This is a genomic window from Streptomyces sp. NPDC002092 (assembly GCF_053593775.1).
Genome location: NZ_JBSFDG010000019.1, coordinates 34,861 through 61,148 on the forward strand (window position 1 = coordinate 34,861; position 26,288 = coordinate 61,148).

Consider the following 26,288-nt stretch of genomic DNA (forward strand, 5'->3'; position numbering starts at 1 on the left):
TCCTCCCGCACGGCACGGCTCATTTCTGAAGCACCCTTCGTCCTCCCACTGCGAGGTGCCCATGAGTACGACCCCACCACCCCAGGCCCTGACCGAACAGCCCGGAACCGATGAAAACGCCCCTGATGACGGCGCGTTGGGCTGGCTGCGCGCCCTCGGGCCGCGCGGCCGACGCGCCTTCGCGGGCGCCTTCGGCGGCTATGCCCTGGACTCGTACGACTACTTCACGCTGCCCCTGAGCATGGTCGCGCTGGCCGCGTACTTCGGCCTGGACAGCGGCCAGACGGGCCTGTTCACGACGGTCACCCTCGTGGTCTCCGCGGTGGGCGGCGCCGTCGCGGGCGTGGTGGCGGACCGGGTCGGCCGGGTCAGGGCGCTGATGATCACCGTGATCACCTACGCGGTCTTCACCGTGGCCTGCGGCTTCGCGCCCAACTTCGAGACGCTGCTGGTCTTCCGCGCGCTGCAGGGCCTCGGTTTCGGTGGTGAGTGGGCGGTCGGCGCGATCCTCGTCGCCGAGTACGCGAGCGCCAGGCACCGGGGCCGTACCCTCGGAGCCGTCCAGAGTTCGTGGGCCGTGGGCTGGGCGCTGGCCGCGGTCGTGTACACCCTGGTCTTCTCGTTCGCCGGCGACGATCTGGCCTGGCGCATCATGTTCTGGACCGGTGCGCTGCCCGCACTGCTGGTGATCTGGATGCGCCGCCAGGTGCACGACGCCCCGGAAGCGGCGGCCGTACGCGAACAGAGCACGCAGAAGGGCTCGTTCACCGCGATCTTCAAGCCCGGCCTGCTGCGCACGACGGTCTTCGCCGGACTCCTGTCCACCGGCGTCCAGGGCGGCTACTACACGCTCGCCACCTGGGTACCGACGTACCTGAAGACCGACCGCGGGCTGTCGGTCGTCGGCACCGGCGGGTATCTGACGTTCCTGATCTCCGGCGCCTTCCTGGGCTATCTGACCGGCGGCTACCTCACCGACCGGCTGGGCCGCAGGCGCAACATCTGGCTGTTCGCCCTGCTGTCGGCCGTGTGCATCCTGGCGTACGCGAACATCCCGCACGGCGCCAACACCCTGCTCCTGGTGCTCGGTTTCCCGCTCGGGTTCTGCATGTCGGCGATCTTCAGCGGCTTCGGTTCCTACCTGAGCGAGCTGTATCCGACGGCGGTACGGGGCACGGGACAGGGCTTCACGTACAACACCGGGCGCGCCGTGGGCGCCGTCTTCCCGACGACCGTCGGCTTCCTGGCCGACAGCTGGGGCGTGGGCGGCGCGCTCGTGTTCGGTGCGATCGGTTACGGCCTAGCGGCGCTGGCGCTGCTGGGGCTGCCGGAGACCCGTGGGAAGGAACTCGCGTGAACCGTACGGAAGACCGCCCTGTGACAGCAGTCGACGAGCACGCGCACGCGTGGAGCCCGAAAGCCGCCCGGGCCCGCTTCCGGGAAGGACTCAGCGGACCCACCGCCGGGGTCGCGGCCGGACACACCCAGGTGAACCTGATCTCGGTGCCCGCCGACTGGGCGTACGACATGCTGCTGTTCTGCCAGCGCAACCCCAAGCCCTGTCCGGTGCTCGACGTCACGGACGCCGGCTCCGCCACGACGATCCTGGCGGACGGCGCGGACCTGCGCACCGACCTGCCGCGCTACCGGGTGTGGCAGGACGGCGCGCTGGTGGACGAGCCGACGGACGTCCGCGCGCACTGGCGCGATGACCTGGTGTCCTTCCTGATCGGCTGCAGCTTCACCTTCGAGTGGGCACTGACCGAGGCGGGCGTGCCGATCCGCCACGTCGAGCAGGGCCGTAACGTCCCGATGTATGTGACGAGCCGTCAGTGCCGTCCGGCGGGGCGGCTGCACGGCCCGCTGGTGGTGTCCATGCGGCCGGTGCCACCGCAGCACCTGGCGGCGGCGATCCGGGAGAGCAGTCTGCTCCCGGCGGTGCACGGCAGCCCCGTACACTGCGGCACTCCTTCGGCGCTGGGCATCGACGATCTCGGCCGCCCCGACTTCGGCGACCCGGTGGACCTCGAACCGGACGACATCCCCGTGTTCTGGGCCTGCGGAGTGACCCCGCAGGCGGCCGTGATGGCCTCCCTCCCGCCCTTCGCCATCACCCATGCACCCGGCCAGATGTTCCTGACCGACGCCCGCGACGAGCAGTACCGCGTGGCCTGAGAGAAACACGAAGGACCCATGACCTCCATCGATCTGAACGCCGACCTCGGCGAGGGCTTCGGCCGCTGGCAGCTGACCGACGACGAGCAGCTGCTGTCCGTCGTCACCAGCGCCAACGTGGCCTGCGGCTTCCACGCCGGGGACGCGGCCACCATGCGGCGGGTGTGCGACCTGGCGGCCGAGCGCGGCGTCCGGATCGGCGCCCAGGTCTCCTACCGGGACCTGGCGGGGTTCGGGCGGCGCGCGATGGACGTGCCGCCCGCGGAGCTCGCGGCCGAGGTGGCCTACCAGATCGGCGCCCTGGAGGTCTTCGCGCGCGCGGCGGGCACGCGCGTGTCGTACGTCAAGCCGCACGGCGCGCTCTACAACCGCGTCGTGCACGACGAGGAGCAGGCCGGCGCGGTCGTGGACGGCGTACGGCTCGCCGACGCCTCGCTGCCCGTGCTCGGCCTGCCCGGCTCGCGCCTGCTGGAGCTCGCCGGCAAGGCGGGTCTGCCGGCCGTCACGGAGGCCTTCGCGGACCGTGCGTACACCCCGGAGGGAACGCTCGTGCCGCGCGGCCACGAAGGTGCCGTGGTCACCGACCCGGAGGCCGTGGTGGAGCGCTCGGTGGGCCTGGCCCGCTTCGGCACGGTCACCTCGCACTCCGGGGCGCGCGTCGAGGTACGCGCGCGTTCCCTGTGCCTGCACGGGGACACGCCCGGCGCCGTCGAACTGGCCCGGCGCGTCCGCGAACGCCTGCAGGAGTCGGGGATCCGGGTGGAGGCCTTCGCATGAGGGCGCTGCCTGTAGGGGACAGCGCCCTGCTCGTCGAGGTGACCTCCGGGGACGAGGCACAGGCCCTGCACGCGGAGTTGCTGAGGCGCCGTGCGGAGGGCCTGCTCACGGTGCGCGAGATCGTCCCCGCTGCCCGCACCGTCCTGCTCGACGGCCTCGACGACCCGGTCCGTCTGGCATCCGAACTGACCGCCTCCGAGGTGCCCCCCGCTCCCCCTCGCGAGCAGGCGGTCGTGGACATCCCGGTGCGCTACGACGGTCCCGACCTGGCCGACGTCGCCGCGCACTGGGGCGTCGACGAGCGGGAAGTGGCCCGTATCCACGCGGCCACCGAGTTCAGCGTGGCCTTCTGCGGGTTCGCCCCGGGCTTCGGCTACCTCACCGGCCTCCCGCCGCGGTACGACGTCCCGCGCCGAGCCACCCCCCGCACGGCCGTCCCGGCGGGTTCGGTGGCGCTGGCGGGCCCGTACACGGGCGTGTACCCGCGCTCGTCGCCGGGCGGCTGGCAGCTGATCGGACGCACCGACACCGTGCTGTGGGACCACGCGCGTGTGCCGGCCGCGCTGCTGTCGCCCGGCACGCGCGTGCGCTTCGTCCCGGTGGGGTGCCCGTGACGGACCGCGCACTCGTCGTCGTACGAGCCGGAGCGCTCACCACCGTGCAGGACCGGGGACGCGCAGGCCACGCCCACCTCGGCGTGCCCCGCTCCGGTGCGCTCGACGCCCCGGCGGCGGCGCTCGTCAACCGGGTGGTCGGCAACCCGCCCGAGGCGGCCGTCCTGGAGACCACGGTCAACGGGTGCGCCGTACGGCCGCGTTCGGCGGCCACGGTCGCGGTCTGCGGCGCCCCCTGTCCGGTCACGGTGGACGGCAGGCCGGCCGCCTGGGGAGCACCGGTGCGAGTGCCCGCGGGTGCGCTCCTGGAGGTCGGCACCGTCGTCTCCGGACTACGCAGCTATGTGGCCGTCTCGGGAGGCATCACCGTCGAGCCGGTACTCGGCAGCCGCTCGACGGACCTGCTGTCCGGACTCGGCCCCGCGCCTCTCACGGACGGCATGGTGCTGCCCCTGGGGACGCCGAAACGCGTCCACGCGCGCGTGGACTTCGCTCCCCAGCCCGCACCTCCGGCCGAACTCGTCCTACGGGTGACGCTGGGACCGCGCGACGACTGGTTCACACCGGAGGCCTTGCGTACGTTCACGTCCCGCCCGTACCGCGTGTCCGCCGCGAGCAACCGTATCGGCCTGCGCACGGAAGGCCCCGCACTGCAACGGGCCCTGCCCGGCGAACTCCCCAGCGAGGGCATGGTGCTGGGCGCGATCCAGGTCCCGCCGGACGGCAGACCGGTCGTCTTCCTGGCCGACCATCCGACCACCGGGGGCTACCCGGTGATCGCGGTCGTCGACCCACAGGACCTCCCTGCCGCAGCCCAGTCGGCACCGGGCATACCGGTCCGCTTCGTGCCAATACGCACACGCCAACGCTTTTAGGGGCGCGGGGCTGCTTCGATGTGGGGCTCCGCCGCGTGGGCGCGACCAGCCACAACGGACCCGCACCGACCTCCAAACCGCACCACTCACCGAGCTTTCATCGCCCTCCGGGGAGCTAGGCGGCATCCGGCTGCTCCACAACAGAAACCGCAGCCAAGGCTGCCGAAACCGCCGCAGCGGCCCGCAGATCCAGCCGCGCACTCGTCCCCCGCACCCGGTGCCGCATCTCGTCGGCGGCGAGCGTCAGCAGCTGCGGCAGCAGGTCCGTGCACCGCCGTGCCACCCATGCCGTACCCGCCGTGGCCAGCCACAACAGGCTCGCCGACCGCGTGGGCACGGGGAACTCCGGCTCGGGCGAAGGCGCGGCACCCGCGGCACGGCCCGCTTCCACCAGCAGCGAATGGAAGCGCACGGCCAGCTGCCGGTGCCCCTGCTCGCCCGGGTGCAGCCGGTCCGCGCTCCACATCGCGCGGTCGGTGATCCAGGCTTCCTCGGCCGCGTGCAGATGGACGGCCCCGTAGCGGTCGGAGAGGGCGTGGACCACCCGGTTAACCGCCCGTTGCCGCCGGGCCAGCGGTCGGGCCAGGGAGCCGGGCAGGCCGAGCATCGAGCCGGGGTCGGGCAGACAGGCCGTGAGCAGGGTCGCCCCCTGCTCGGTGAAGGCGGCGTACACCTTGTCGAGCCGTTCGGCCACGGCGTGGATGTCGAAGGTGCAGCGCAGGGTGTCGTTGACGCCGATGACCACGGACACCACGTCCGGCCGCAGGGCGAGCCCGGCCGGCGTCTGCTGCTCCAGCACCTCCCGGGTCTGCGCGCCGCTGAGGGCGAGGTTGGTGAACTCGACGGGCTCCTCGGCGAGCCCGCCGGCGAGCAGTGCGGCCCAGCCGCGCCACCCGTCGGCTACGGGATCGCCCACGCCCTCGGTCAGCGAGTCCCCGAGGGCGACGAAACGCACCGGTCTCATGCCACGCCCCCGGGCACGGAACGACGCGCCGGTACCGGCGCGTCGTGCGCGGCGAGAAACGCGTCCACCGCCGTGTTCCATCCGAAGCACTCCGCACGCGCGCGTGCGGTCTCGCGCCGCTCCCGCTCCGGGAGCCCGAGCAGCATGTCGACGGCGTCCGCGAAGGCCTCCCCGTGGTCCGCCGCGACGGCTCCGGCGGATCCGATCACCTCGGGCAGCGCGGACGACGTGCTCACCACCACGGGCGTGCCGCAGGCCATCGCCTCCAGCGCGGCGAGCCCGAAGGTCTCTGCGGGTCCGGGTGCCAGGCACACGTCGGCGGAGGCCTGGAGGGCGCCGAGCGCGCCGCGGTCGGAGACGTGCCCGAGGAAGGTGACCGGCAGCCCGCGTTCCCGCGCCCGCTGTTCGAGCCGCGGTCGCAGCGGCCCGTCGCCGGCCACCACCAGCACCGCCCGCCGGCCCCGCCGCAGCAGTGCCTCCAGGGCGTCCAGCGCCGTGCCGGGCCGCTTCTCCACGGACAGCCGGGTGCAGGTCACGAGCAGCGACTCGGCCAGGTGCGCGTAGCGTGCCCGCAGCCCCGGGTCGTGCAGCGCGGGATGCCGCTCGACCAGGTCGACGCCCAGCGGGGCCCGTACGACATTGCGGGCGCCGATCCGCACGAACTCCCGCTCGGCGAACTCGGTGGTGCACACCACGCGCGCGTACGTGTGCGCCGTACGCACGTTGAGGGCGTCGGCGGCGCGGCGGGCCGCCGCCTCCGGCAGCCCCCAGGTGCGCAGGACGCCGTCGGCGGTCTCGTGGGAGACCATCACGGCGGGGATGCGGGCGCGCCGTGCCCACTTGCCGGTCCAGCGCAGGGTCGTACGGTCGGAGACCTCCAGACGGTCGGGCGCCAGCTCCTCCAGGACCCGGGCCACCCGCCGCTTGTCGGTGAGCACGCGGTACCCGCCCGTGCCGGGCAGCAGCGGCCCGGGCAGGGTGATGACCCGTCCCTGCTCGGTGTCACGGTCGTCGGCGCGTTCGCCGGGGACGATGAGCACGGGCTCGTGTCCTGCGGCCTTGAAGCCCTTGCCGAGTTCCCGCAGGGCGGTGCGCAGCCCCCCGGAGGAGGGGGCGACGAAGTTCGCGAGTCGCACGATCCGCAACGAGGTCATGCCGCCACCACCGTCTTCTGCCGCGCGGCGAGCACGTCGGCGTAGTGCCCGATCAGCTGACCGCCCACGGCGGCCCAGGTGCGTCCCTCGACGGTGGCGCGCGCGGTGGCGCCGAAGGTGATCCGCCGCTCCGGGTCCGCGGCCAGGGACTGCACGGCGTCCCGTACGGCGTCCGCGTCATGAGGCGGCACCAGCAGCCCTGTGCGCCCGTGGGCGACCAGGTCGAGGGGGCCGCCGGCGGCGGGCGCGACGACGGGGACGCCGCTCGCCATGGCCTCCTGCACGGTCTGGCAGAACGTCTCGAAGGGGCCGGTGTGCGCGAAGACGTCCAGCGAGGCGTAGATCCGGGCCAGTTCGTCGCCGGTGCGACGGCCGAGGAAGACCGCGCCCGGCAGCGCCTCGGCGAGGCTCGGCTGGCTCGGGCCGTCGCCCACGATCACGACCTTCACTCCGTCGAGGCCGCAGACGCCGGCCAGGAGCTCGATGTGCTTCTCGGGGGCGAGCCGGCCGACGTAGCCGACGATCAGCTCGCCGTTCGGGGCGAGTTCGCGGCGCAGGGCCTCGTCGCGCAGGTGCGGGCGGAAGCGGACGGTGTCCACGCCGCGCTGCCAGAGCTTGACCCGGGGCACGTCGTGGGTCTTCAGGTCGTGCATCGAGGCGCTGGAGGGGGCGAGGGTGAGGTCGGCGGCGGAGTGGACGGAGCGGATGCGCCGCCAGGCCGCGGCCTCACCGGCGCCCATGTAGGTACGGGCGTATCCGGCCAGATCCGTCTGGTAGACGGCCACGGCCGGGACGCCCAGCCGGGCGGCGACCGCCATGCCGCGGACGCCGAGGACGAAGGGGCTGGCCAGGTGGACGATGTCGGCCCGGTGCTCCATGACGGCCGCGGCCAGGCGGCGGCTGGGCAGGGCGACACGGACCTGGGGATAGCCCGGGAGCGGGAGGGAGGGGACACGGACGACGGGGCACGGCGCCTGGGCGTCGGGCCCGGTCCCGGCCCGGACGGCAAGAGCGGTGCCGGCCGGGGCGACGACGAGCGGAAGGTGACCGCGATCTACGAGGTGCCGGGCGGTCTGGAGCGCGCAGTGGGCCACGCCGTTCACGTCGGGGGGAAAGGATTCGGTCACTATGACGACACGCATACGGGTGTTGTCGCCGGGCTGGACGTGGTCGCGTCAAAGTGGATCTTTGCGAACGGTGAACGTCCCGTGAGCGTTGCTGTGCACACCCGAGCAGGTCAGGCCGTGTCCATGACCGCCTGACCCGCGGGTCACCCGTTGTTCATCCAGTGGCCCTGCGGCAGCCCGGGGAGCCCGTGTGTGGCCGGCTCAGACAGTGGGTCCTTCGGGTGCGATGCGACTTCGTACGGCGGTCTGCACTTCGGCTTCCTCGGCCGGGTCGGCGGCGAGCCGGCGGAGCTGTTCGACGACCCGTGCGTCGCCGGTCTCGGCGTGCCGGGCGGCGATTTCGCGGGTGGTCTCCTCGCAGTCCCAGAGGCACTCGACGGCGAAGCCTGCGGGGAAGGAGGGATCGGTGGCGGCCAGGGCGCGGGCGGCCCGGCCGCGGAGATGGGAGGAGGCGGTTTCGCGGTAGATGTGGCGCAGTACCGGGGCGGCGCAGGCGATGCCGAGCCGGCCGGTGCCGTCCACGAGGGTCCACAGCGTGGGGGCGTCCGGCCCCTCGCCCCGTACGGCCTCGCGCAACGCCCCCAGTACCAGGTCCTTGTCCCCGGCTCCTCCGCGGCAGGCGAGCATACGGCCGGCGGCGGCGCCGAGGGGGTCGGGCCGGTGGGCCCAGCCGCGGGCCCGGTCGACGGCGGCGACACTGCGCATCCGTTCGAAGGCGTCCACGGCGGCGTCCACGACGGCCGGTGAGCCGGTGAGCACGGCCCCCTCGATCAGATCGAGGGCGTCGGGGTCATTGCTCTCGGCGAGATAGCGCAGCGCGGTGCAGCGTGCTCCGTCGGTGCCGTCCTTGGCGGCCTGCACGATCTCGGGCCGGTCCTCGGGGCCCGCGACGGCGGTGAGACAGCGGGCGGCCGGGACGTGCAGCGCGGCGCCCCGTTCGACGCCCTGTTGGGCCCACTCGAACACGGCCTGCACGCTCCACCCCGGACGGGGCCCGGATGGTCGCATCTGGCGTTGCCAGCGGTCGAAACAGCCGGTCTCCTGAGCGGCACGCACGCGCGTGGCGATCGATTCGCGCGGATCCTCCGCCCACAGCCGCCACGGCCGGGGCTCGAAGGCGTCACGCACGACGGCCGCCAGTTCGGCCTCGCCCTCGGCGTCGGTGGCGAACCGGGCCAGCACGGGTGCCGCGAGGGCCCGTAGGCCGGCGTCGTCGTCGCGCAGCGCCAGTTCGTCGAGGGCCCAGGCCCAGTTGGAGCCGGAGGCGGCGTACCTGCGCAGCAGTGCGAGCGCGTCCCGCCTGCCGTAGGAGGCGAGGTGGCCGAGGACGGCCAGGGCCAGTCCCGTGCGGGACTCCTCTGTGTCGAAGACGTCCTCGACGTCGAAGAGGTGCGCCTCGATCTCGTCCAGCTCGCCGTTCAGGTCGAGGTAGAGACGGGCGTAGTAGAGGGAGCGGTTCTCCACCTGCCAGTCGTGGCGGGGGTCGCGCAGCACACAGTGGTTCAGCGCCGCGAGCGCCTCGGCGCGCGGGGCGGTGAGCGCGTGCAGTGTGCCGTCGCCGCGGCCCCGCTGGAGCAGGCCGAGCAGCGTACCGCTGGGCGCTATGACCGGATCGAACATGGGAAACAGCCTCACATCAAGCGTCGACGCAACCGGGGAACACGCATTACCTGGCCGCGTGACACAACGTCGGGGCGCCCGCCGTCTCGTGCTTGCTGTAGACCATCTTCCTCTGCCTCTCGTCAGTGGCCCTCGCGGACCTCATCACGGCCCGCGCGGTGCGGCAACACCTGCCCGGCCATCGCGTCCGTGAATCACGACGTCATGATGACCCGGCACTTCGACCTGCCGCGACCGAAATTTCGGCGGCCCTGTACCGCCTCCCCCGTTTTCTGTGTTTGTGCTGGTCAGAACATTCGGATCAGTGTGCGCCGAACAACTCGAGCAGTTCCGTCTTGCCGAACATCCGCGCGGTGTCGACGGCCGACGGGGTTCCCGCGGCCGGATCGGCACCACCCTCCAGGAGGGCCTTGATGACGTCCGTCTCGCCCTTGAAGACGGCCCCGGCGAGCGGGGTCTGGCCCCGGTCGTTGATCCGGTCGCCCTCCGCGCCACGGGCGAGCAGGGCTTGTACCGCGTCCGCGTGTCCGTGGTAGGCGGCGAGCATCACGAGCGAGTCACCGCGGTCGTTGGTGAGGTTGGCCGGAACACCCGCGTCGACGTATGCCACGAGCGCCTCGGTCTGCCCCTGCCGGGCCAGATCGAAGATCTTGGTCGCCAGCTCCACGACCTCGGGGTCGGGGGCTTCAGTCATCGGCCGGACCGCCTCTCAAATACAACCGTTCAGGTGAATCGCCAGGGTACTGGCTTCCGCGGTACATGACCCGGTGCGCCGGAGGTAAAGATCACCACAGACCAGGCAGGCCACGGAGGTTCGGCCCGGTCGGCCCGAGCCGGCTCGACCACTTGAGGGAAATCTACCGAGATTCATCCATTTGCACCTTTAATACTATGGATACATGCTGTGATCCTGGAAGTACTCATGGTGACTGTCCCCGTGAACCAGGAGAAAAAAATGATCCTGTCCATCTCCGGCGTGGTCCTGCTCGGCATCATCGTCTTCCTCTTCTTCCGCAAGGACGGCCTGAAGGCGTCGCACGCCCTGGTCTCGGCCCTGTTCGGCTTCTACCTCGCGAGCACTGCGATCGCCCCGAGCATCAAGGCCGGCGGCGAGAGCCTCGCGAGTCTGCTCGGCGGCATCAAGTTCTGACGCCGCCCCTCCCGCCCGTACGCACCACCAGGAGAACGCAGTGGCCCGGCGCCCCCTCCCCCGCATCCTGAGCAAGGACAACGCGCAGATCGCCCGGATGCAGCTCGCCCGGAGCCGGGAGCTGGCCCGGACGGCGGCCGACAGCGCCACCGACGTCCTCCACCCGCTGATCACGATCACCCGCGGTCTGCGCCGACTGGCGGCGGCCGGGCGGCACAAGTGGGCCGACACCCCCAAGGACCGGCGTGGGCCGCTGCTGTTCCTGGCGGCCTCCGTGATCCTGGTCGTGGCACTCGTGCCGTACGGCCCCCTGCTCGCCGTCATCGGCCTGATGACGGCGGCAGCCCTGCACGGCCGGGACCGCCGGCCGGCAGCGCCCGAAGGGCCGGACGAGTCACAGGTGCAGCGCCTCAAGTCGCTGTACGAGGCCCTGATCCCGTACTTCTCGATCGCCGAGGACCCCTCCCCGCTGTACGCCTACGGCGGCGAGTGGGAGAAGGCCTTCCCCGCGTACGAGTTCGACGAGTCGGGCCGTGTCACCCGGCTCGTGATCCGCTACCCGGCGTACTTCACCGACGGCGAGGCCGAGTCCCGGGCCCGGATCGAGCAGCTGCTGCACGCCAAGTCGGGGCGCGGCCGCGAGTACCACTGCGCCTGGGAGGAAGAGGGCAACGAGCTGACGGTCACGGTGCTGCCCCCGTTGCCCACCGACATCGCCGCCCAGCGATTCGTCACGGCGCCGGGCGAGACGGTCCTCGGCTTCACCGACCCCACCCAGGTCCAGCGCACGCTTCCGCTCACCTACGGAGAGAACAAGCGCGACGTTCCGCCGGTCGTCTGGCGCACCGGCATCCGCTCCACCGAACCGCACCTCCTGATCATGGGCCAGCCCGGCAGCGGCACCTCGACCCTGCTGCGCTCCATCGCCGTGCAGGCGCTGCAGCACGGCGACGTCGTGATCGTCGAGGGCGGCACCGGCGAGTACGCGTGCCTGACCGGCCGGGACGGTGTGCTGGCCGTCGAGTGCGGGCTGACCGGGGCGCTGACGAGCCTCGAGTGGGCCGCCCTCGAGACGGAGCGCCGTCTGATCGCCGCGAACCGCGCCCGCCAGGCCGGGCAGCCGCCGCCGGAGGACACCAAGCGTCCTCTGTGGCTCCTCCTGGACCGCCCGAGCGCCTTCACCCATCTCGCCGCCGCGGACGGCCGCGAGGACCCGCAGTCCCTGCTCCAGGTCCCGCTCCGGCACGGCCGGGCGGTGAATGTGACGGTCGTGGTGGGCGAGCAGTTCGACCACGCCGAAGCGCTGAGCGATGACGTACGGCAGCACACACGCGCGCGTGTCGTGCTGGGCCCCGCCACGGCGGAGCAACTCTCAGGGGTCCTGGGTGCGCTGCCGTCCACCACTCCGGCCGCCGAGGTCCCGCCCGGCCGCGGCTACGCCCGTCTCGGCACAGGCCCGGTGCACCGGCTTCAGGTGCCGTCGACTCCGGACCCGTACGACGACACGGCGAGCGACGCGCACCGCAAGGCGGTGCTGGCGCTGCTGCCGCCTCGGACCACGCCGGCCGACCAGGAGTCCGCCGAGGCCAAGCCCTTCGAGGCCATGCCGGTCGAGGCCATGCCGGTCGAGACCATGCCGGTCGAGACCGTGCCCATCGACGAGGAGCCGGTCGAGGCGAAGCCGGTGCCCGCAGAGGCCGTGGCGGCGGAGGCGCAGTAGGTTCCGCCGCCGGCGGCCGCAGTCCTGGAGAACGGCCCCCCAGGCCCGCAGTCACGCCACGAACGTCCGCGGCGACTCCCCGCCCCCCGACGCCCCGCTCGCAACCAACCGGGCCGCCGCCGCCAGCCGCATCGCCGCCTCGTCGGCCAGCGCACCGCCCACGGTGAACGGCAGCCGCACATACCCCTCGAAGGCACCGTCGACCCCGAAGCGCGGCCCGGACGGCACCCGCACCCCGACCCGCTCCCCCACCTCCGCGAGCCGGGAGCCCGACAGCCCCCCGGTCCGCACCCACAGCGTCAGTCCGCCCCTCGGGACCTCGAACTCCCAGTCGGGCAGCTCCCGCCGCACCGCGGTGACGAGCGCGTCCCTGTTCTCCCGGGCCTGGCTGCGGCGCACTTCCACGGCCTCCTCCCAACCTCCCGTGCTGAACAGCCAGTTCACGGCGAGCTGCTCCAGCACGGGGGTGCCCAGATCGGCGTACGCGCGCGCGGCGACCAGGCTGCGGATCACATCCGGTGCCGCGCGCACCCAGCCGATGCGCATCCCCGCCCAGAAGGCCTTGCTGGCCGATCCGACGGTGATCACCGTGGACCCGGCCGGGTCGAAGCCACACACGGGCCGCGGCATCTCGACCCCTTCGTCCAGCCACAGCTCGCTCATCGTCTCGTCGGCGATCAGCACCGTCCCCGCCGACCTGGCCGCCTCCACGAGCTGACGCCGCTGGTCGTCGTCGGCGAGCGCTCCGGTCGGATTGTGGAAGTCGGCGACGATGTACGCGATCCGCGGTGCGGCGTCGCGCAGCACCTGCCGCCAGCGGTCCAGGTCCCAGCCGGCCAGGCCCTCGGCCATCGCCACGGGCACCAGCCGCGCCCCCGCCTCCCGCATCAGCTGGAGGATGTTGGCGTACGACGGCGACTCGACGGCGACGCGCTCGCCCCGGCCGGCGAAGAGGTGACAGATCGCGTCGATCGCTCCCATGGCGCCCGTCGTCACCATGATCTGCTCGGGCATCGTCGGGATCCCGCGCGCGGTGTACCGGTCGGCGATCATCGAACGCAGCGCGGGCAGCCCCGCCGGGTAGTCGCCATGCGTGTGGGCGTACGGCGGCAGTTCCTCCAGGGCGCCCTGGACGGCGCGGGTCAGCCATGGCTCGGGCGCGGGGAGCGCCGCGGTGCCCAGGTCGATCATCGAGCCCAGTGCCTCGGGCGGCAGGGGCTCCAGGCCGCGTGCGGGGAGCGGGTTTCCGGCCGGAACGGCGGTCCAGCTGCCCGCGCCGCGCCGGGACTCCAGGAATCCCTCGGTGCGCAGCGCCTCATAGGCCGCCGCGACCGTCGTACGGCTGACGGACAGGGCCAGGGCCAGCTCGCGCTCGGCGGGCAGCCGGGCGGCCACCGGAACGCGACCCTCCAGCACCAGCAGCCGGATGCCGTCGGCCAGGGCACGGTAGGCGGGCGGACGGCGGGTGCCGGGCCCGGCCGGGCGGTCCTGCTGGGAGTTGAGCAGCCGGGCGAGCTGCGCCGCGCCCATCGCCGAAGTCCACGTCGCCATGGAAATCAGTCCACCTTCCCCGGATTGGCCATGGATGAGGTTTCCACCCAAGCCACAGGGTGTCACGAACCAGGCCACTGCGACCACAGGGGGACCCCTTGTCCACGAAGCACCGTCTCGGGCGACGGTTGATCCAGCTCTACGTCGGTCTCGCGCTCTACGGCGTGAGTTCCGCACTCCTCGTGGAGGCGGGCCTGGGACTCGAACCCTGGGGGGTGCTGCACCAGGGCCTGGCCAGGCTCACCGGCCTGACCATCGGTGTCGTGTCGATCGTCGTGGGCGCGGCGGTGCTGCTGCTGTGGATCCCGCTGCGCCAGCGCCCGGGCCTCGGCACGGTCTCCAATGTCTTCATGATCGGCCTCGCCATGGACGGCACGCTCGCCCTCGTCCCGGCCGTGCACTCCCTGGCCGTCCGGGTCCCTCTCCTGCTGGCCGGCATCCTGCTCAACGGCGTGGCCACCGGGCTCTACATCTCCGCCCGTTTCGGGCCGGGCCCGCGGGACGGGCTGATGACGGGCCTGCACCGGCGTACCGGGCGCTCGATCCGGCTGATGCGGACGGCGATCGAGGTGGCGGTCGTCGTCACCGGCTTCGCCCTCGGCGGCACCGTCGGCATCGGCACGGTCCTCTACGCGGTGTCGATCGGCCCGCTCGCCCAGCTCTTCCTGCGGGTGTTCGACGTCCCGTCGGCATCCGGCGGCAGCACGGTCGTTGCCGAAGGGCAACCCCCCAAGGCCATACTTCGACGGTGACCACGCGGATACGCCACCCCTATCTCGACCATCCCGGCCCGATCCCCTTCGCCCACCGGGGCGGGGCCGCGGACGGCCTGGAGAACACCGTGCTGCAGTTCCGGCGGGCGGTGGAGGCGGGCTACCGCTACATCGAGACCGACGTCCACACCACGGCGGACGGCAAGCTGGTCGCCTTCCACGACTCGACCCTGGACCGGATGACGGACGGCGCCGGGCGCATAGCCGACCTGCCGTGGAAGGACGTGAGCCACGCGCGCGTGGCGGGCAAGGAGCCGGTGCCCCTCTTCGAGGAGCTGCTCGAGACCTTCCCCGAGGTGCGCTGGAACGTCGACCTGAAGGCGGAGTCCTCGCTGCACCCCTTCCTGGACCTGATCGAGCGCACGCGCGCGTGGGACCGGATCTGCGTGGGCTCCTTCTCCGAGGCGCGCGTGGTGCGTGCCCAGCGGCTGGCCGGTCCGCGCCTGGCGACGTCGTACGGCACGCGTGGCGTGCTCAACCTGCGGCTGCGCTCCTGGGGCGTCCCCGCCGCACTGCGCGCCTCCGCGGTCGCCGCGCAGGTGCCCGAGTCGCAGTCCGGCATCCAGGTCGTCGACCACCGCTTCGTCCTCGCCGCCCACGCACGCGGGCTGCAGGTGCACGTGTGGACCGTCAACGATCCCGATCGCATGCACCGGCTCCTGGACCTGGGAGTCGATGGCATCATGACCGATCACATCGACACGTTGCGCAAGGTCATGGAAGAACGCGGCGTCTGGTCCTGAGTGCCCGGCCCCCGCCCCCGAGCCTTCGCACAGCACTTCAGCGGGGAAGCGAGGGCACGGGTGAGCGCCGACACCGTGCGTACGGACGTCATCGACCGGCAGCGCGAGCAGCGCGGCTGGTACTTCTACGACTGGGCCTGCTCCGTCTACTCGACGAGCGTGCTCACGGTGTTCCTGGGCCCCTATCTGACGGCGGTGGCCAAGTCGGCGGCGGACGCGGACGGGTTCGTGCATCCGCTGGGCATCCCGGTGCGCGCCGGGTCGTTCTTCGCGTACTGCGTCTCCGCGTCCGTGATCGTGTCGATCCTCGTGATGCCGCTGGTGGGCGCGGCCGCCGACCGCACGGGGCGGAAGAAGCCGCTGCTCGCCGCCTGCGCCTATGTGGGGGCGACGGCCACCACGGGCCTGTTCTTCCTCTCCGGTGACCGCTATCTGCTGGGCGGCCTCCTGCTGATCGTCGCCAACTCGTCCGTGGCCGTCTCGATGGTCGTCTACAACTCCTACCTGCCGCAGATCGCACCGCCCGAGGACCGCGACCGGGTCTCCTCGCGCGGCTGGGCCTTCGGCTATGCGGCCGGCTCCTCGATGCTGATCGTGAACCTGGTGCTGTTCACCGGGCACGACTCCTTCGGCGTCTCCGAATCGACGGCGGTCCGCATCTGCCTGGCCTCCGCGGGCCTGTGGTGGGGTGCCTTCACCCTCGTACCGCTGAAGCGGCTGCGCGACCGCCGTACGACGCCCTCGGCGCCCGCGGCACACGGCTGGCGGCAGCTGGCGTCCACCGTCCGGGACATGCGCGGCAAACCGCTCACCCTGGGGTTCCTGCTCGCCTACCTCATCTACAACGACGGCATCCAGACGGTGATCTCCCAGGCGTCGGTGTACGGCTCCCAGGAGCTGGGCCTGAGCCAGTCCACGCTCATCACGGCCGTGCTGATGGTCCAGGTGCTGGCGGTGGCGGGCGCGCTGGGGATGGGAAGGCTGGCCCGGACGTACGGAGCCAAGCGCACCATCCTCGGCTCTCTGGTGGCCTGGACGGTGACCTTGGCGGCGGGATACTTCCTGCCGGCCGGGGCGCCGGTGTGGTTCTTCGTGCTGGCGGCCGGGATCGGCCTCGTGCTGGGCGGCAGCCAGGCCCTGTCCCGCTCCCTGTTCTCGCATCTGGTCCCGCCCGGCAAGGAGGCCGAATACTTCTCGGCGTACGAGATGAGCGACCGGGGCATGAGCTGGCTCGGGCCCCTTCTGTTCGGGATCACCTACCAGCTGACCGGAAGTTATCGCGACGCGATCATCTCGCTCGTGGCCTTCTTCGTCATCGGATTTGCCCTGCTCGCAAGGGTTCCGGTGCGGCAGGCGATCCTGGATGCGGGCAATCCCGTCCCCGAAAGGATTTAGCACTCACGGCGAAAGGGCTGTAGTGTACGCGTTTGGCCTGCCAGGCGTACCGTTACTGCGCGTCAAAGATGCCGAAACGCTGGGTGACATCTGCTAGCAGATGTGACAAACCGGGCGCTGGTGGGTACAACAAGGGGCGGCTACGACGGCGACGCATGACCCGGAACGGGACACGGAACGGGAATCTTTACCGCCGACCGGACGTTGACCGGATGACGACGACAGCGACACCTGTCCTGTGGGCGACAAGCCCGGGAGGCACGATTCATGAGTGAGCGAGCTCTTCGCGGCACGCGCCTCGTGGTGACCAGCTACGAGACGGACCGCGGCATCGACCTGGCCCCGCGCCAGGCCGTGGAGTACGCATGCGAGAAGGGGCATCGGTTCGAAATGCCCTTCTCGGTCGAGGCGGAGATCCCGCCGGAGTGGGAGTGCAAGGTCTGCGGGGCCCAGGCACTCCTCGTTGACGGCGACGGCCCTGAGGAAAAGAAGGCCAAGCCCGCGCGTACGCATTGGGACATGCTGATGGAGCGACGCACCCGCGAGGAACTCGAAGAGGTCCTCGAGGAGCGTCTGGCCGTTCTCCGTTCGGGCGCGATGAACATCGCGGTTCACCCGCGGGACAGCCGCAAGTCGGCCTAGTTCCTGCCGGGGTCGGGCGGACCAACTACGCACGCAAGCGACTGCGGGCGTCCACGTGGTTTCACGTGGGCGCCCGCAGTCGTGTGTCCGGCCGCGTTCTCAGTGGGTCAGCGGCGGTCGCGGGCCCTGCGGGGCGCCGCCACCCGGCTCGTCCCTGATGACCTCGCCCTGGACGACCTTGCCGTCGGGACGGTGGATGCGCGCCTGCTGGAAGGCGTCACCGAAGCTGCCGGGACCGGCCTCGCGCAGCTTGCGGTCGAGGGTGCGCTCGGTGAAGCGGCTCAGGGCCTTCTGGACCGGGGGGATCAGCAGAAGCAGACCCACCGCGTCCGAGATCAGGCCGGGGATCATCAGGAGCAGACCGCCGAGCATCAACAGGCCGTTGCCGCCGCCGCTCTGCGGGGTGCCGCCGCGCTGAAGCGCCTCGTTGAGGTTCTGGAAGGCGCGCCGGCCCGCCTTCTTGATCACCGCGGCACCGAACACGAAGCCCGCGAGCAGCAGCAGGAACACGGTGAACCCGCTCGAGGCGCCCGCGACCACGGTCAGCAGCCAGATCTCCAGCACCAGCCAGGCCGCGACGCCGAGCGGCAGCCAGGTCCGCAGCCTGGAGCGCCGGGGCCGGACGGGATACGTGGGGGTCGGAGCACCTGTCGTCATGCATCCAGTGTGCCTGGGCCCGCCTCAGTGCGGGATAAGCGAATGATCAACCGTGCCTGAAAGACGCACGCGGGCCCTGTGCGGACGGACGACGATCAGGCCTTCTTGCCGCGGCCCGTGACCTTGGCGACGCGCTCGCCCACGCCCCACGCCGTGACCCGCCACAGGGCCTCGACGAGGATGTCGCGGCTCATCTTGGAGTCGCCCAGTTCGCGCTCGACGAAGGTGATGGGCACCTCGACGACGTGGTAGCCGGCCTTGACCGCACGGCGGGCCAGGTCGACCTGGAAGCAGTAGCCCTGGGAGGCGACCTCGTCGAGGCCGAGGCCCTCGAGGGTCTCGCGGCGGAAGGCGCGGTAGCCGCCGGTGATGTCGCGCAGCGGCAGGGCGAGGGCGAGGCGGGAGTAGAGGCTGCCGCCGCGGGAGATGAACTCACGGCTCTTGGGCCAGTTCACCACCCGGCCGCCGGCCACCCAGCGGGAGCCGAGGACCAGGTCGGCGCTCTTGAGCGCGGTGAGCAGCCGGGGCAGTTCCTCGGGCTGGTGGGAGCCGTCGGCGTCCATCTCGACCAGCACGCCGTAGCCGTTTTCCAGGCCCCAGCGGAAGCCCGCGAGGTAGGCGGCGCCGAGGCCCTCCTTGCCCTTGCGGTGCATCACCTGGACGTGGTCGTCCTCGGCGGCCAGTTCGTCGGCGAGCTTGCCGGTGCCGTCGGGGCTGTTGTCGTCGGCCACGAGGACGTGAGCCTCGGGGACCGCCTTCCGCACCCGGCCCACGATGGACTTGATGTTCTCCGCCTCGTTGTAGGTCGGAATGATCACCAAGGCCGTGCCGAGCGGGCCGAACTGCCTCCCCTGGGCCTTTGCCGCGAGGGTCCCGTCGCCGTCGTTCACTGCTGCCCCTTCGTGTCCGTACGCAGACGTCCACCATAGTGGCCACGGCCTGCGATGACGCGACAGGACGTTCGTATAGTGGTGTCGATTCCACAAGAGCGGGGTAAGAGCGCGTTTTCGGGCAGGTTCGCGGAGCTACGGATGGGGGCCCGGCGCCCTTCGGGCCGACCTGGGGCCCGCTGGCTGCGGGTCGACCGAAAGCCGTTGTCTACTGAGCCCGGGCCCCACCCGGGTCACACCTCCCCGACCGGCCGGAACTCTCCTCCCGTCGCGGCGCGGGCGCTGAGCCTGGCTCCCAGTGGCGGTGCCCCGGTGCGGCACACCGTCCCTGACCCAGCGGCGCTGCGACGAGTGCGCGGAAGTTCCCCGGTCGGGCGTCCGGTGGTGGACTCGGCCGAACCTACCGGCCCCCTGCCATTGGCTGTCAACAGCCGTTTGACCTGCGCATTTTGCATCAAAGCCCTGGTCAGGGCGGAGGATACGCAGGTCGTGCGACGCCGCCGGGGGCGTCGATCAGCGTCGCGCCACCCCGGGAGATCACTCGCCCGGCCGTACGAACACCGTCCGCCCGCCGACCACGGTACGCAGACAGACCGGCAGGTCGCGGCCGAGGCTCAGGTCGGGCAGGCCGGGGGTGCCGGAGCGGGGGTCGGTGGACCAGCGGGCGACCCGGTCGTCGGGGGCCTGGACCACCAGCTCGTCCGTGCGCCACACGGCGTAGTCCGCGGGTGCGCCGGGCACCAGGAGGCCCGCGTCGTCCCGGCCGATCGCCCGCCAGCCGCCGCGGGTGTGGGCCGTGAATGCGGCCCGCACGGAGATGCGGTGCTCGGGCGTGCGGTGGAAGGCGGCGGCGCGGACCGTGCCCCAGGGGTCGAGCGGGGTGACCGGGCTGTCGGAGCCGAACGCGAGCGGGACACCCGCCCTGAGCAGGGCCGCGAAGGGGTTGAGGGTGCGCGCCCGGTCGGCGCCCAGGCGCTGGGCGTACATGCCGTCCTCGCCGCCCCACAGCGCGTCGAAGGCGGGCTGCACGGAGGCGGTCAGGCCCAGTTCGGCGAAGGCCGCGATCGTCTCGGGGGTGAGCATCTCGGCGTGCTCCACGCGGTGGCGGGCGGCGCGGACCCGGGCCAGGCCGACCTTCTCGGCGGCGGCGCGCGCACCGTCCACGACCGTGGTCACGGCCGCGTCGCCGATCGCGTGGAAGCCCGCCTGCACGCCCGCCTCGGTGCAGGCCACGACGTGGGCGGCGACCGCGGCGGCATCCAGGTAGGCGGTGCCCGCGTGGTCGGCGTCGGTGTACGGCGTGTGCAGACAGGCAGTGTGCGAGCCGAGGGCGCCGTCGACGAAGAGGTCACCGGCGGCGCCCGCCGCGCCCAGTTCGCGCGCCTTCTCCACCCCTTCTTCGGCCTGTTCCGCCCAGTAGCCGATCACTCGCGGTCCCGGCTCCTCGGTCGCGAGCCGGAGCAGCCCGGTGAAGTCGTCCTCGGAGGAGATCTCCGGCCCCGCGCATTCGTGGACCGAGCCGATACCGAGGGAGGCGGCGTGGGCGAGCGCGGTGCGCTGGGCCTCGGTGCGCTGGGCCGGCGTCACGGCTGCGAACGCGGCGGCGCGCACGGCGTGGTGGGCGTCGGCGGTCAGCGGGCCGTCCGCTGCGGCGACACCGTGGGCCAGGTCGAGCAGGGCCGTGGTGACGACCGCCGAGTGGACGTCGATGCGGGAGAGATAGAGGGGACGGCCGCCGGTGGCCTCGTCGAGTTCCGCGCGCGTCGGGGGTCGGCCGCCGGGCCAGCGGGCAGCGTCCCAGCCGTGGCCGAGCAGCACCTTTTCCTGCGGGCGGGCCGCCGCGAAGTCCCGTACCAGGGCGAGTGCGGCCTCCAGGGAGGGTGCGTCGGACAGATCGAGGCCGGTGAGCGCGAGGCCGGTGGAGGTGGTGTGCACATGGGCGTCGGTGAAGGCCGGGGTGACGAGGGCGCCGTCCAGGTCGACCACCTCGTCGACACCGTCCGCGAAGGCGTCCGCGGCGCCCTCGGAACCGACCCAGGCGACCTGCCCCCGTTCCACGACCATCGCGGTCGCGAAGGGGTCGGCGGGGCTGTGGACCTCTCCGCGGCGGAGGAGGACGGTGGTCGGCTCGGGGGTGCGATCGCTCATGGGGACCAGTCTCGCGCGTCTCCTGGATCACTGTGCACGAGGGGCGCCGCCAACGCCCCTGCAAGGGGCGCGGGGAACTGCGTGACAAGCCCCCACCGACCCGCAGCCGGCGAGCGACCAACACCGCTCAGATCCGCGGCGGCCGTGCCTCGTACGGCGTCGACAGGACCACCGTCGTCCGGGTCGAGACCCCGGCCAGGGTTCGCAGCCGCGCCAGCAGCTCCTCCAGCTCGTGCGGTGTGGCCACGCGCACCTTGAGGATGTAGTTCTCGTCGCCCGCGACGCTGTGGCAGGCCTCGATCTCCGGGACTCCGGCCAGACGGTCCGAGATGTCGTCCGGGGCGCTGGGGTCGAAGGGTTTGACCGAGATGAACGCGGTCATGGGCAGCCCGACGGCCTCCGGGTCGACCACCGCGGCATAGCCGCGGATGACGCCACGCTGTTCGAGCCGCCGCACCCGCTGGTGCACGGCCGACGTGGACAGGCCCGTGGCCTTGCCCAGGTCTGTGTAGCTCATCCGCCCGTCCTTGACGAGCAGCTGCACGATTTGACGGTCCAGCTCCTCCATGACGCAAGAACCTACAGTGCGCTTGATCTCCTCGGATACCTGAGCAGTCCAGGTCATACCCGGTTTGTGATGTGCCCGAGAGCTGCCCGTGAGCCGTCCGGGGGACAAATCGTCCGCCGCGGGCACCTGCGGGCGGCATGTGACGAAGGACACAGCCGCCGGGACGTCTCCGTGATGCTCTCGTGATTACCGCCGAGACCGGGCGGGAAGTGCTTGCTGTGGTCGAGGCCGCAGTGCCCGAACGGCCCAGCCCGAGGGGGAGAACCCATGCAGAGTCTTAAGCGCCCTGGTCGTACCGCAGCCAAGCGGCTCCAGGCGGTCGTCGAGCCCGAGCCGGAGGGCGTCGAACCCGACGCCTTCGAGGACGAACTCGACGCGTACGACACCTTCGAGATGTACCGGGTGATCTGCCCGGACTGCACGCAGCCCATCGCCCTGCTGGCGGACGAACAGGTCCTGCCGGAGCATGCGCTGTGCGCCTCGCCGTGGAACCCGTTCGGCCTCACGGTCTGCGCCGGCACCGGCCGCCGGGCGGCCGAGGCCCGCTCCGCGGACGAGTCGGCCGAGCCCCAGGAGCAGGACACCGCCCTCCTGTTGACGCTCCCTCAGGGGCTCGACTGGCGGACGCAGCCGTTCTCGCACGTCGGCGGCCCGGGCTCGCGCCCGATGCGGGTGCCGGCGATGCGCCGTCAGGCCGCCTGAACCGCCACGCTCAATCCCAGTAACTGCCCTGCACCATGGCCCGCAGGCTGCCGTGGTGCAGGATCAGTGTGTCCGGATCCGCCGGAACGGCTGCCTCACCGAAGTGCACCTGCCGGTAGGCGACCCGGAGCATCACGATCGCGTGCCGCAGCGCGGCGTACAGCGTGTGGAAGTCCATGTCGCGCGGTGTGTGGCCGGTGAGTTCGGCGTAGCGGGACTCGATGCGGTCGCGGCGCAGGAAGTCCGGCAGACCGCGCTGGCCGAAGGCGACCGTGAGGTCCTGGAAGAAGCGGTGCAGATAGACGGTCCAGCCGAGGTCGACCTCGCGCGGGGCCAGGGCCGCCATCTCCCAGTCGAGGACGGCGGCGGGTTCGAAGCCGTCGTAGACGACGTTCCCGATGCGTGCGTCGCCCCAGTTGAGCACCGGTGTGCCCGGATCGCGCGGCCAGAGCTCCTCCAGGTGGTCGAACGCGGCCTCGATGAGCGGTGAGCGGGCGCGTCCGTCGACGACCCAGTCGTAGTAGGCGCGTTGGGCGGTGACATGGCGGCGCAGGGCGTCGCCCTCGCCAGGGAGCGCGAGGAACTCGGCGGCCTCCGGCGGCACTTGGTCGTGCAGTCGGGCCAGGAGCCAGATCGAGGCAGCCTCCAGGCGCTCGCGCTCGGCGTCGCTCGCCGCGTGCAGCCAGTTGCCCTCGTAGGTGTAGGGCATGACGTCGGGCGGCACGCGGCCCTCGGCGCGCTCCATCACGAAGAAGGGCGCCCCGAGCGGCCGGGGGTCCTCCTCCAGCCACAGCACCTTCGGCACGGGCAGGTCCGAGTACTCCGCCACGACGCGCATCGTGCGGTACTGGCGCTCCATGTCGTACACCGGGAAGACGGTGTACGCCGCCGGATCCGCCGCGAGTCTCAACGCGCAGCGGTGCACGGGTGGTTCGGAGTGTTCGATGTCGAAGAGCAGGGTCTCGCTGGACATGCCGTTGGACTCGGGGACGGTGACTCCGGCCGCCTTGGCGCCGGGCAGCCGGGTGGAGAGCCAGGCGGTGAGACGGCGGGCGAGCTCCTCCGGGTCCCGGGTGGTGGTGCGGGGACGGGGTGCAGTGGATGCCATGTCACATACCGCCTACGGTGCGACCGAAGTGAAGTCCGTGAACCCGCTCGGATCGTGCCGCCCGAACGAGCCGTGCTCGAAGATGCCGTGGCCCGTCCGGCCGTCCAGCCGGAAGCGGGCGGCATGGTCGGTGACCCCGTAGGCGGCCGGCGCGTGCGGCTGCGTCAGGTCGTAGGTGCGGCGGTCCGTCCAGCCGCGGCCGCGCCAGGTGCCGTGCTGCCAGTCGTCGGCGGGCGGATAGCCGGCGCCGATCGCGAGCGGCGAGGAGGTGAGGATCTCGACCTCCAGCTCCTGCGGTTTGCGCAGGTCACCGAGGTGGATGAGGGCGCGGTCCGGGTGGCGGGTGCCGGAGCGGTAGGTGATCTCGGGCTGGGGCCAGCCGAGTTGGCGGTCGCGGTGGCCGGGGCGCACCAGGGTGGCGTCGTTCAGGGAGCGGTAGCCGTCGGCGTCCTCCTGGACGACGACCATGAGGAAGCGGTCCTCGAAGCGCACCGGGCACCACAGCCAGTGGAAGCCCTCGGTCGGGTGCTCCTCCGCGAGGCGGCCGCCCTCCTCCCCCGGTATGGGCCGCACGCCCCAGCTGCGGTCCCGAGTGCCGGTCCACCCGGCGGCGGTGACCCGGAACTCCTCACCCGCGGCGCGGATCACGCCCTCCACGCCGCCCGCCTGGACGAAGCGGCGCCCTTCGAGGGTGAGCCGCTCGCCGCGGCGCTGGAGGTGGTGGGGTTCCCACAGGGCGGGGAAGGCGGCGGTCCAGGTGAGGTCGTACGACAACAGGTCGTCGTCGCCCAGCAGCCGCAGCCGCCGCAGCGGCTCCTCGACCTCGATCCTGAGCGGGCCGACGGCGAGCCGCATGCGGTCCTCTCCGAGGGCATCCGAGGCGCGCACCGCGTGCAGGGTGTCCCCGGTCCGCAGGGTCGCGTACGCGTCGATCACGCCGAGGTTGGGGTAGACGCCGAGGCCCACGATGAGCAGGGCGCGCCCCTCGTGGTCGAGGACGTGGAAGATGCAGCGGTCGTAGGCGTTCCGGTCCCCGGTCGCCACGTGCTTCATGGACAGCGGGACCTGGTGCACGGGGTACTCGTCGAGCGGTACGGGGCGGTCGTCGGCCACGCCAAACCTCCCTGGAGACGGCTTGGCTGACGGTACGTCAGACAGTCGGCGGAGGCCAGAGAGGGAGCCGGACGTCCGGGAACTCACGCTCGATTCCGCGGATGGGTGACCTGTCCGCCTACCTCCGCGTTGCCCTGGTATGACCCCCACCTATTCCGTGATCGGGCGTCAGCGCCGTGTGTTCGTTCCGCCGCCCGCAGGAACGGCCCGGCCGGTGCCGCCGCATCTGCAGGACCCGCCGATCTACAGCGCTCTGATGCGCGCCTGGGCCGACCGGGGCCGCACCCTGCCGGGCCGCCACGACCCGGAGTGGATCAGGCTGGCGGCCCCGCAGGTCACCAGAGGGCAGTTCAGCGCGTTTCAGGACCCGCAAGGTGACGGGCGATGACCATGCGCTGGATCTGGTTGGTGCCCTCGACGATCTGCAGCACCTTGGCCTCGCGCATATAGCGCTCCACCGGGAAGTCCGCGGTGTAGCCGTACCCGCCGAGGACCTGGACGGCGTCCGTGGTCACCTTCATCGCGGTGTCCGTGCAGTGCAGCTTGGCCATGGCGGCCTGCTTGGCGAACGGCCGCCCCGCGTCGCGCAGCCGCGCCGCCGCCAGATACAGGGCCCGGCCCGCCTCGATCTGGGTCGCCATGTCGGCGAGCATGAAGCGCAGCCCCTGGAAGTCGGCGATGGGCCGCCCGAACTGCTGCCGCCCGGTGGCGTACGCGACCGCCTCGTCCAACGCCGCCTGGGCGAGGCCGATCGCACAGGCGGCGATGCCGAGCCGGCCGGAGTCGAGCGCGGACAGGGCGATCGCGAAGCCCTGGCCCTCCTCGCCGATGCGCCGCTCGTCCGGGACACGGACCCCGTCGAGGTGGACCTGCGCGGTGGGTGAGCCCTTCATCCCCATCTTCTTCTCGGGCAGCGCGCCGCTCAGGCCCTCGGCGTCGCCCGGGACCAGGAAGGCGGTGATGCCGCGCGGCCCCTCCTCCCCCGTGCGGGCCATGACCGTGTAGAAGTCGGCGATCCCGCCGTGCGTGATCCAGGCCTTCGTGCCGGTGATCACCCAGTCCTCGCCGTCGCGCACCGCCTTCGTACGAAGAGAGGCGGCATCGGATCCGGACGACGGCTCGGACAGGCAGTAGGCACCCAGCAGGCCGCCGCCCAGTATCGCGGGCAGGTGCTCGACCTGCTGCTCCTTGGTGCCGTAGGCGGCGAGCGCGTAGCAGGCGAGCGTGTGCACGCTGACGCCGAGGCCGACGGTGAGGCGGGCCGCGGCGAGCTCCTCGAGGACCTGCAGATAGACCTCGTAGGGCTGGTCGCCGCCGCCGTACTCGGAGTCGTACGGCAGGCCGAGCAGTCCCGACTCCGACAGCAGTGTGAAGACCTCGCGCGGGAAGCGTCCGGCGTCCTCTTCCGCGGCCGCCTTCGGGGCGATCTCGCGCTGGGCGATGTCGCGGACGAGCGAGATCAGATCCCGGGCCTCGTCCGTGGGCAGTTGACGGTCCACCGGCTGCGGGGCGCGGTCGGGCATGGCGACGCTCTCCTCCCTGTTCGGGCACATCGGCCGACGTGCGCCTTGGGTCGGGGCGGCTCCGCCGGGTCTTTCCGGGCCGGCCGATGCTCCGCTCTCCCGGGTCTCGGAAGCTGCTGACCAGCGGCTGTGCGCTGTGAGTATGCCCGATTGCAGGCATCCCGTCACCAGTTAACGACCGCTTACTTCAAGAATATCCCGGCCACCGACTGCATGCGAGGTCCAGCGGAACGTGACGGAGCGCGCCTGGACCTCGGCGCTACGGAGGTGACGTAGAAAAGCAGCCGAGCGTGCGGGAG

General features: G+C 72.1%; 26 protein-coding genes. 13 read left to right on the forward strand and 13 right to left on the reverse strand.

Translation table 11 applies throughout. The features are described 5' to 3' along the window. Window positions 1-61: 61 nt before the first annotated feature. The 5 genes from ACWCRD_RS35570 to ACWCRD_RS35590 are packed head-to-tail and all read left to right on the forward strand — an operon-like array spanning window position 62 to window position 4,441. Window positions 62-1,357, forward strand: coding sequence for an MFS transporter (locus ACWCRD_RS35570; protein WP_450969851.1), 1,296 nt, complete (start codon window positions 62-64; stop codon window positions 1,355-1,357). Further along, window positions 1,354-2,175, forward strand: coding sequence for a putative hydro-lyase (locus ACWCRD_RS35575; RefSeq protein WP_450969852.1), 822 nt, complete (start codon window positions 1,354-1,356; stop codon window positions 2,173-2,175). The genes ACWCRD_RS35570 and ACWCRD_RS35575 overlap by 4 nt, the downstream gene beginning before the upstream one ends. Window positions 2,176-2,193: 18 nt before the next feature. Then, on the forward strand, window positions 2,194-2,952 hold the full coding sequence (locus ACWCRD_RS35580) for a LamB/YcsF family protein (protein WP_450969853.1): 759 nt from the start codon (window positions 2,194-2,196) through the stop codon (window positions 2,950-2,952). Next, on the forward strand, window positions 2,949-3,566 hold the full coding sequence (gene pxpB / locus ACWCRD_RS35585) for a 5-oxoprolinase subunit PxpB (RefSeq protein WP_450969854.1): 618 nt from the start codon (window positions 2,949-2,951) through the stop codon (window positions 3,564-3,566). Before ACWCRD_RS35580 ends, pxpB begins: the two co-directional genes overlap by 4 nt. Then, a complete protein-coding gene (locus ACWCRD_RS35590) occupies window positions 3,563-4,441 on the forward strand; it encodes a 5-oxoprolinase subunit C family protein (protein WP_450969855.1) in 879 nt (292 codons plus the stop codon). The genes pxpB and ACWCRD_RS35590 overlap by 4 nt, the downstream gene beginning before the upstream one ends. A gap of 115 nt (window positions 4,442-4,556) precedes the next feature. Here the strand turns inward: ACWCRD_RS35590 and ACWCRD_RS35595 are convergent, their stop codons facing one another. From ACWCRD_RS35595 to ACWCRD_RS35615, 5 genes are all read right to left on the reverse strand, one after another. Further along, window positions 4,557-5,405 (reverse strand): SGNH/GDSL hydrolase family protein, encoded by an 849-nt coding sequence (locus ACWCRD_RS35595; RefSeq protein ID WP_450969856.1) that lies wholly within the window; start codon window positions 5,403-5,405, stop codon window positions 4,557-4,559. After that, entirely contained in the window at window positions 5,402-6,559 is a 1,158-nt protein-coding gene (locus ACWCRD_RS35600) for a glycosyltransferase (protein ID WP_450969857.1), read from the reverse strand. Before ACWCRD_RS35600 ends, ACWCRD_RS35595 begins: the two co-directional genes overlap by 4 nt. Next, complete coding sequence (locus tag ACWCRD_RS35605; protein ID WP_450969858.1) at window positions 6,556-7,701, reverse strand: glycosyltransferase family 4 protein; 1,146 nt, start codon at window positions 7,699-7,701, stop codon at window positions 6,556-6,558. The genes ACWCRD_RS35600 and ACWCRD_RS35605 overlap by 4 nt, the downstream gene beginning before the upstream one ends. A gap of 186 nt (window positions 7,702-7,887) precedes the next feature. Then, window positions 7,888-9,306 carry a HEAT repeat domain-containing protein gene (locus ACWCRD_RS35610; RefSeq protein ID WP_450969859.1) on the reverse strand — a complete coding sequence of 473 codons (1,419 nt, stop codon included), beginning with the start codon at window positions 9,304-9,306 and terminating at the stop codon, window positions 7,888-7,890. A 301-nt stretch (window positions 9,307-9,607) separates the two neighbouring features. Beyond that, window positions 9,608-10,000, reverse strand: coding sequence for an ankyrin repeat domain-containing protein (locus ACWCRD_RS35615; RefSeq protein ID WP_450969860.1), 393 nt, complete (start codon window positions 9,998-10,000; stop codon window positions 9,608-9,610). A 261-nt stretch (window positions 10,001-10,261) separates the two neighbouring features. Here ACWCRD_RS35615 and ACWCRD_RS35620 point away from each other — a divergent pair, with 261 nt between their 5' ends. Together ACWCRD_RS35620 and ACWCRD_RS35625 are read left to right on the forward strand one after the other, a co-directional pair. Further along, the gene (locus tag ACWCRD_RS35620) at window positions 10,262-10,456 is read left to right on the forward strand and encodes a hypothetical protein (protein ID WP_016434155.1); all 195 of its coding nucleotides are present in this window, start codon (window positions 10,262-10,264) and stop codon (window positions 10,454-10,456) included. A gap of 40 nt (window positions 10,457-10,496) precedes the next feature. Further along, a complete protein-coding gene (locus ACWCRD_RS35625) occupies window positions 10,497-12,176 on the forward strand; it encodes an ATP-binding protein (protein ID WP_450969861.1) in 1,680 nt (559 codons plus the stop codon). A gap of 51 nt (window positions 12,177-12,227) precedes the next feature. Here ACWCRD_RS35625 and ACWCRD_RS35630 read toward each other — a convergent pair whose 3' ends face one another. After that, on the reverse strand, window positions 12,228-13,727 hold the full coding sequence (locus ACWCRD_RS35630; protein WP_450969862.1) for an SCO1417 family MocR-like transcription factor: 1,500 nt from the start codon (window positions 13,725-13,727) through the stop codon (window positions 12,228-12,230). Window positions 13,728-13,825: 98 nt separating this feature from the next. Here ACWCRD_RS35630 and yczE point away from each other — a divergent pair, with 98 nt between their 5' ends. From yczE to ACWCRD_RS35650, 4 genes are all read left to right on the forward strand, one after another. Next, window positions 13,826-14,479 carry a membrane protein YczE gene (gene yczE / locus ACWCRD_RS35635; protein WP_450969863.1) on the forward strand — a complete coding sequence of 218 codons (654 nt, stop codon included), beginning with the start codon at window positions 13,826-13,828 and terminating at the stop codon, window positions 14,477-14,479. After that, window positions 14,476-15,243, forward strand: coding sequence for a glycerophosphodiester phosphodiesterase (locus ACWCRD_RS35640; RefSeq protein ID WP_450969864.1), 768 nt, complete (start codon window positions 14,476-14,478; stop codon window positions 15,241-15,243). The genes yczE and ACWCRD_RS35640 overlap by 4 nt, the downstream gene beginning before the upstream one ends. A gap of 60 nt (window positions 15,244-15,303) precedes the next feature. Next, entirely contained in the window at window positions 15,304-16,638 is a 1,335-nt protein-coding gene (locus ACWCRD_RS35645) for an MFS transporter (RefSeq protein ID WP_450969865.1), read from the forward strand. A gap of 267 nt (window positions 16,639-16,905) precedes the next feature. Beyond that, complete coding sequence (locus ACWCRD_RS35650) at window positions 16,906-17,280, forward strand: RNA polymerase-binding protein RbpA (protein WP_003977404.1); 375 nt, start codon at window positions 16,906-16,908, stop codon at window positions 17,278-17,280. Between the two features lie 99 nt (window positions 17,281-17,379). Here ACWCRD_RS35650 and fxsA read toward each other — a convergent pair whose 3' ends face one another. From fxsA to ACWCRD_RS35670, 4 genes are all read right to left on the reverse strand, one after another. Continuing rightward, on the reverse strand, window positions 17,380-17,937 hold the full coding sequence (gene fxsA / locus ACWCRD_RS35655) for an FxsA family membrane protein (protein ID WP_450969866.1): 558 nt from the start codon (window positions 17,935-17,937) through the stop codon (window positions 17,380-17,382). A 95-nt stretch (window positions 17,938-18,032) separates the two neighbouring features. Continuing rightward, the gene (locus ACWCRD_RS35660) at window positions 18,033-18,827 is read right to left on the reverse strand and encodes a polyprenol monophosphomannose synthase (RefSeq protein ID WP_450969867.1); all 795 of its coding nucleotides are present in this window, start codon (window positions 18,825-18,827) and stop codon (window positions 18,033-18,035) included. A 537-nt stretch (window positions 18,828-19,364) separates the two neighbouring features. After that, entirely contained in the window at window positions 19,365-20,975 is a 1,611-nt protein-coding gene (locus ACWCRD_RS35665; protein WP_450969868.1) for an amidohydrolase, read from the reverse strand. Window positions 20,976-21,102: 127 nt separating this feature from the next. Further along, a complete protein-coding gene (locus ACWCRD_RS35670; RefSeq protein WP_030946711.1) occupies window positions 21,103-21,543 on the reverse strand; it encodes an Lrp/AsnC family transcriptional regulator in 441 nt (146 codons plus the stop codon). Window positions 21,544-21,810: 267 nt separating this feature from the next. Here ACWCRD_RS35670 and ACWCRD_RS35675 point away from each other — a divergent pair, with 267 nt between their 5' ends. Beyond that, on the forward strand, window positions 21,811-22,245 hold the full coding sequence (locus ACWCRD_RS35675) for a hypothetical protein (protein ID WP_450969869.1): 435 nt from the start codon (window positions 21,811-21,813) through the stop codon (window positions 22,243-22,245). A gap of 10 nt (window positions 22,246-22,255) precedes the next feature. Here the strand turns inward: ACWCRD_RS35675 and ACWCRD_RS35680 are convergent, their stop codons facing one another. Next, window positions 22,256-23,353, reverse strand: coding sequence for a phosphotransferase family protein (locus ACWCRD_RS35680; protein WP_450969870.1), 1,098 nt, complete (start codon window positions 23,351-23,353; stop codon window positions 22,256-22,258). Between the two features lie 12 nt (window positions 23,354-23,365). Beyond that, entirely contained in the window at window positions 23,366-24,466 is a 1,101-nt protein-coding gene (locus ACWCRD_RS35685; RefSeq protein ID WP_450969871.1) for a hypothetical protein, read from the reverse strand. Between the two features lie 139 nt (window positions 24,467-24,605). Here ACWCRD_RS35685 and ACWCRD_RS35690 point away from each other — a divergent pair, with 139 nt between their 5' ends. Continuing rightward, complete coding sequence (locus tag ACWCRD_RS35690; RefSeq protein WP_450969872.1) at window positions 24,606-24,854, forward strand: hypothetical protein; 249 nt, start codon at window positions 24,606-24,608, stop codon at window positions 24,852-24,854. On the opposite strand, the gene ACWCRD_RS35695 is transcribed toward ACWCRD_RS35690, so the two are convergent. Then, window positions 24,817-25,989, reverse strand: coding sequence for an acyl-CoA dehydrogenase family protein (locus tag ACWCRD_RS35695; RefSeq protein ID WP_450969873.1), 1,173 nt, complete (start codon window positions 25,987-25,989; stop codon window positions 24,817-24,819). The genes ACWCRD_RS35690 and ACWCRD_RS35695 overlap by 38 nt on opposite strands. Window positions 25,990-26,288 lie beyond the last annotated feature (299 nt).